We start from the raw sequence: 5,365 nt of genomic DNA, 5'->3' as shown, positions 1-5,365 counted from the left end.
AAGTCGTTTGAATGATTTCTTCTTGGTCTACGTGCCATAAAATACTCCATATATTGATGTTTATAACATCATTTGAGGAGCAGAGTATCACTTATAGGAGTTGTTCAAATTTCCGGATCCATCTCTGATAATCAATAGATATGGATGCTAATATACCAAGACACTCACCTAAAATACAAAAGATAATCATTTAAATCTCTAATAAATACCCACCTTGCCACTACTGAATCGACATAGACAAAATGAGAACTTATGCAAATATTTGTCTATATTTTTAGTTATAGTTAATTACTCTCGTAAAACAGCTGACGAAGTCCGAGATAGAATCATTGCGTCAAAACAAACGTGATGCTTATGCACTTATGATGAAAATGAATTAATTATTATTTAATTAAGTTAAAAGACTGCTATATAGCGGTCTTTTTTGTTTTTGAGCTCTACAAATTTTAATGAGTACATATAGTTACTTTTATAAAAATGATAATAAAGGGTAGAGGAGGTCATCTAAGAATTTAAAGCACAAGACTTATTTAACATTGATGACAGAAAAAGTGAGTTGTTGGGAACTTAAAGAAGAGGTGGTACTTATAATGGTTACTAAAATACAAATACTTAAAATATTAAATATATAAAACAATATATTACAAATATATATGATGCGTAGTGTACGCATCATACATAAAGCGTTCTATTTTGATATAATTGATCCAATCAACCCATTGTTAGGTTTCATTTAAATTCCATGAGTCTTACTGAAATTAAAGTTCGCCAAGCTCATTGTAAGGAAAAAACCAGTTTTTTATCCGATGAAGATGGGCTTAGCCTGAAGATTGAGCCGAGTGGAAGAAAATCTTGGTGCTATCGCTATACAGATCCACAAACTAAAAAACGTCGACGCATTCAGTTAGGTCGTTATCCTGATTTATCGCTGAAAAAGGCACGACAAGTCAGAGATGACTTTAAAGACAATGATTTCTGTTTTGAACAAGATACTGCCTCTAATGTCATCACCTTTGGTAAGGTCGGGGAGGAGTGGTTACAGTTCAAACTGAAAAATGCCTTCAACGATCTACCCCGCTGTGGTGTACTACAGTTAGCAGAAAGATGCTTACAGCAAGATATTTATCCAGACCTTCAGGATCTACCTTTTCAAAACATCAAGCGTTATGACCTGGTTTCAGTAATCAAAAAAATAGAGGGACGCCAAGTAAAAGAACCTGTCAAGAAAGCTTGTAGTTATTTGAACCAAATTTATGACTACGCTGTAGCGATGGGTTATTGTGAATTCAACATCGCGCATGGTTTAAATAAAATCGCCATTAACAGTAAAATCAAGAAAAATTATCCGTATTTGAAAGCGGAGGATATATCTGATTTTAAGTATAAATTACAAAAATTGGATGCCCATCCGATTATTAAAAAAGCACTGCTGTTCAAATTACATACTGGCGTGCGAGGGGCTGAATTGTTATTGGCTGAGCCTCATCATTTTGATTTAAATGAAAAAGTCTGGAAAATACCTGCCTTGCATATTAAACAGTTTCGACGAAAAGTCATATTAGGCCATGAGATTCCCGACTTCTTAGTTCCACTTTCAGATCAGGCTTTAGATATTTTAAAAGACGTCATGCAATGGTCATACGGTGAAAAGTACATTTTTGCTAGCCCACGGAAACATAATCAACCGATTCATTTTAATACATTAAATATGGCTATACGTAAGATGGGCTATGGAAAACATCAATTATCCTCTCATGGACTACGTTCCACTTTTAGTACCATTTTGAATGACTCAGGTTTGTTCCAGGATAACTGGATTGAGGCACAACTTTCACATATTGATAAGAACCGTACCCGTGCCAGCTATAATCACGCTGACTATTTAGCCCAGCGGACTGAAATGATGCAGTGGTGGGGTGATTATTTAAGTACTGCTAAGTGAAAATCGTACTTTTATACATAGACTTAAAACATTATGGGGTTTCAAATGGATAGTAAACAATATACTTGCCGTGTTACATGGTCAGCAGAATATAATGAGTATGTTGGGTTGTTCGAACCACAAGCACTAGCCATTTGTTGTAATTCAGCTTTAAGCGCCCTTAATTCTTTCATGCGTTTATTCACTAGTGCAAGTTGCTGATCAATTAATGCATTAACGCTAGAGCAGCTTTCTTCTGGCTTATTTTTTAATTCGATAAGACGTTTAATATCATTGAGTGATATATCTAGGCTGCGACAATGCTTTACGAATTCCAATTGTTTAAGTGCTTTGCTATCATACAGCCTGAAATTACCTTCTGAACGATTTGGATTTAACAGTAATCCTTCTCTTTCATAATATCTAATCGTTTGTATTGAACAGCCCGATTTTTTTGACAATTCGCCTATTTTCATCAATTTCCCCCAGACATTTGACTCTATAGTTACTATAGAGTCTATAGTATAAGTATGCAACGAAAAGGATATATAAAAAATGACTGAGAAATATTTAAACAATACGAATATCGTTAATTTTGAACACAAAGATATCCAATCCTTGATCGATCAACGTAGGTGGAAAAACTTGGATAACTTCAACAAAATTGGTGCCGCTTATCAGTTTGTAAAAGATGATTTTTGTGGTTATGGTGTTGCAACAAAGTGCTTTTCATCACCAGATACAGATTGGCGTGGAGAAAATACCTATATTCAAAAAGAAGGTATTCATGATGACTTTGGGCTTTATGATTCCCCTGATGAGTTCTATTTCGAAAAAGGGACTAACTTGTCGGGGTTCAAACGCTGGATATATCAACGCTTGATACGTCACTTGATTAATATGAATGTATCAAAACTAAGAAATAGAAAAGTACTAGAGGTACAAAATGCACAACCATAATCATAGTCATCAACATGGTAAAGATGACCGTATTGGTTGGGCATTTTTCCTTAATGTGACATTCACTATTATCGAATTTATAGGTGGTTGGCTCACTAACAGTACGGCGATAATGGCAGATGCAGTTCACGATCTTGGTGATAGTCTTTCAATAGGTTTTGCGTGGATTTTAAGTCGTTTTTCAGATAAAGAAGCATCAGATAAGTTTAGTTATGGTTATCGTAGACTTACTCTCTTTGGCGCATTGATAAACAGTATTGTTTTAATCATTGGCTCAATTTGGATTTTATTTGAAGCAATTCCAAAGCTGTCCAATCCTGAAATGCCTGTAGTCGAGGGGATGTTAGGGCTAGCGATACTCGGCGTTGCCGTTAACGGATATGCTGTATTAAAATTAAAAGCGGGTGAAACATTAAATGAGAAAGTGCTGACATGGCACCTTCTTGAAGATGTACTTGGATGGGTTGCCGTTCTTATAGTCTCTATCGTACTGTTGTTCGCTGAACTGCCGATATTAGATCCCCTTTTATCAATAGGGTTCACGCTGTTCATCTTGTTTAATGTTTTCAAAAACCTGAAATCAACACTCGTTTTATTTCTTCAAGCTGCACCCGATAAAGAGACTCAAAAGCGTATTAAACTATCACTAATGGAATTTCCTGAAGTTAATGGTATCCACCACATGCACTTTTGGTCACTAGATGGTGAAAGTCACGTTTTAACAGCGCACCTTGAGCTGAGTGACAACTTTGACGTTAAAGAATTAATTAGGCTTAAACAAGAAGTTGCAGCTAAATTATCTTCCTATCATTTATCGCATACAACGATAGAGTTTGAGTTTTTAAATGAAAATTGTCGGGATGAAGCGCAGTAAGCTTTATCAATAAAATGTTGGGCATACAATATTAAAAGCAGCTTAATTAGGCATAACCTAGTAATTAAGCTGCTTTTTTTGATTTTAAATTTCGTCGGATTGCTGTTTGCTACTCTCAGAGCCATGCGCCCATTGATATAAAATAGGCAATACAAACAAAGTTAAAATTGTAGAAGATACAATACCGCCGATAACAACTGTTGCTAGTGGTCGTTGTACTTCTGCACCAATTCCAGTGTTTAACGCCATTGGAATAAAACCTAAACTTGCGACCAGTGCCGTCATTAAAATAGGTCTTAAACGAATGATGTGCTGAGTTTCCATCATTGTCTTGGCTTGATGCGGATCAGTCTAAAGCATTCTCAGGAATAGAGGAGCTCGTTGCTGATGTTGTCGCTGATATGATTAGCAATAATGAAAAAGTTCCTACACCACTCTCCGGGAAAATATAGTAGGCAGTTTGTTGTCCTTGTTCTCAGTGGTTCAACAAAAACTAGCCCTCGAAGCCGCAGAACGTGGCGTGGACATAAATTGTTTAGTATCAGTAAAAAGAGCGATGTAATTTTAGTACGAGTGAGTGATAGAGCAGGAACCTATGCTTCATATATTCAGTAAATGGTATGTTTTTGAATTAATAGGTATTTTTAAATAAAGCTTTCTTTGATTTAGTGCTTTTTATTTAATAAATTAATTTTAAAAACAACTTAGGCTAATTGATAAACACTATCTGGAAAGATTAAAAGAAAATATTTTTTAATTTCTGCTAATTCATTTAAGGCAGGTTCCCTTTCAAGCAGTTGAAATGTCCAAATAAGTACAGCCTGATGATTATCATAGCAAGTATTTACTCCAAGAAAATTAGCCATTCCATAACTTCTATTGATGTTCATTTCTTTAATTAATTGATTTCCTAAGTCACGAGCTTGCTGGCTGATCAATAACTCATTTGGTAACACGGCGGTCATCTCCACAAAATAATCTAATGCAGGTTCAATCCTTATATTTAAAAAGTTATAATTTAGTTGAAATGGATAAAATATACTTTCTATAAGTTGTAATAACCTGCTGTAGGTTAATTTTAGCAAAGTATTACTCAGTCAACAACTTCAAATAACCCACAGCAAGTTATTTTTTGTAAATTAATTTAAATATGATTACTTGTAAGTTATCTAGCCTCATGGGCGATAGAAAAATTTTAAAATTAAGTGAAGTGGTGCATGCAACAGGTATCAATCGCAACACGCTCACAAGTATGTATTATGACCGTGCTGTACGTATTGAATTACCAGTCGCCGATAAGTTGTGTAAGTACTTTAACTGTACGATGAATGATTTGTTTGAGTTTAAGGAAGAAGTTGAAGAAAAAGATTAACTTAATACTTCGTTTGATAAGTTTTTCGAAGAAAAAGACTAGCCAATACTTAGTTTGATAAGTTTTTCTCTGCAGATCTAATATTGAATTTTATAAAATATCATTACAAACAGAGGTGGTTCCACTTGTTTGAACAACTAAAAGCGTATTTATAAGTGATATTCCGCTCTAGTTAAGCCACCTTGTTTTGTTGGGGTAGCTGATCATAGTAAAACTCATTTGGTGTCATTTTGTCTAG

At 34.8% G+C, this 5,365-nt stretch carries 6 protein-coding genes and 2 pseudogenes; 5 read left to right on the top strand and 3 right to left on the bottom strand.

Annotated features, from left to right (window positions below):
* Positions 1-742: 742 nt before the first annotated feature.
* Positions 743-1,942 (top strand): integrase arm-type DNA-binding domain-containing protein, encoded by a 1,200-nt coding sequence (locus FTU64_RS16100; RefSeq protein ID WP_005245164.1) that lies wholly within the window; start codon positions 743-745, stop codon positions 1,940-1,942.
* Positions 1,943-1,983: 41 nt separating this feature from the next.
* Here FTU64_RS16100 and FTU64_RS16095 read toward each other — a convergent pair whose 3' ends face one another.
* Entirely contained in the window at positions 1,984-2,397 is a 414-nt protein-coding gene (locus FTU64_RS16095; RefSeq protein WP_005245163.1) for a Cd(II)/Pb(II)-responsive transcriptional regulator, read from the bottom strand.
* 79 nt (positions 2,398-2,476) lie between these two features.
* Between FTU64_RS16095 and FTU64_RS16090 the strand changes: the two genes are divergently transcribed.
* Both FTU64_RS16090 and FTU64_RS16085 read left to right on the top strand, forming a co-directional pair.
* Positions 2,477-2,881, top strand: a complete 405-nt coding sequence (locus tag FTU64_RS16090; RefSeq protein WP_180004480.1) for a hypothetical protein — start codon at positions 2,477-2,479, stop codon at positions 2,879-2,881.
* On the top strand, positions 2,868-3,755 hold the full coding sequence (locus tag FTU64_RS16085; RefSeq protein ID WP_127800877.1) for a cation diffusion facilitator family transporter: 888 nt from the start codon (positions 2,868-2,870) through the stop codon (positions 3,753-3,755). Before FTU64_RS16090 ends, FTU64_RS16085 begins: the two co-directional genes overlap by 14 nt.
* A gap of 84 nt (positions 3,756-3,839) precedes the next feature.
* Here the strand turns inward: FTU64_RS16085 and FTU64_RS16080 are convergent.
* Positions 3,840-4,064 (bottom strand): annotated as a pseudogene (locus FTU64_RS16080) (efflux RND transporter permease subunit); the annotation flags it as partial.
* Here FTU64_RS16080 and FTU64_RS16075 point away from each other — a divergent pair.
* A pseudogene (locus FTU64_RS16075) lies at positions 4,064-4,207 on the top strand (antitoxin HicB); the annotation flags it as partial. The pseudogenes FTU64_RS16080 and FTU64_RS16075 overlap by 1 nt on opposite strands.
* Before the next feature lie 252 nt (positions 4,208-4,459).
* Here FTU64_RS16075 and FTU64_RS16070 read toward each other — a convergent pair.
* Complete coding sequence (locus tag FTU64_RS16070) at positions 4,460-4,711, bottom strand: hypothetical protein (RefSeq protein ID WP_004658363.1); 252 nt, start codon at positions 4,709-4,711, stop codon at positions 4,460-4,462.
* A 194-nt stretch (positions 4,712-4,905) separates the two neighbouring features.
* Here FTU64_RS16070 and FTU64_RS16065 point away from each other — a divergent pair, with 194 nt between their 5' ends.
* On the top strand, positions 4,906-5,127 hold the full coding sequence (locus FTU64_RS16065) for a helix-turn-helix transcriptional regulator (RefSeq protein ID WP_004658364.1): 222 nt from the start codon (positions 4,906-4,908) through the stop codon (positions 5,125-5,127).
* Positions 5,128-5,365 lie beyond the last annotated feature (238 nt).

Origin of the sequence: Acinetobacter sp. YH12128 (genome assembly GCF_013418655.1) — a bacterium.
Taxonomy (GTDB): Bacteria; Pseudomonadota; Gammaproteobacteria; order Pseudomonadales; family Moraxellaceae; genus Acinetobacter; species Acinetobacter amyesii.
The sequence above is the reverse complement of the archived record's forward strand: the minus strand, read 5'-3'. Positions and strand labels throughout refer to the sequence as shown.

Excerpts from the sequence above, each read along its gene's own strand:
- FTU64_RS16100 (WP_005245164.1), top strand. The coding sequence starts at position 743 with ATGAGTCTTACTGAAATTAAAGTTCGCCAAGCTCATTGTAAGGAAAAA.
- FTU64_RS16065 (WP_004658364.1), top strand. The coding sequence starts at position 4,906 with ATGATTACTTGTAAGTTATCTAGCCTCATGGGCGATAGAAAAATTTTA.
- FTU64_RS16085 (WP_127800877.1), top strand. The coding sequence starts at position 2,868 with ATGCACAACCATAATCATAGTCATCAACATGGTAAAGATGACCGTATT.
- FTU64_RS16090 (WP_180004480.1), top strand. The coding sequence starts at position 2,477 with ATGACTGAGAAATATTTAAACAATACGAATATCGTTAATTTTGAACAC.
- FTU64_RS16095 (WP_005245163.1), bottom strand. The coding sequence starts at position 2,397 with ATGAAAATAGGCGAATTGTCAAAAAAATCGGGCTGTTCAATACAAACG.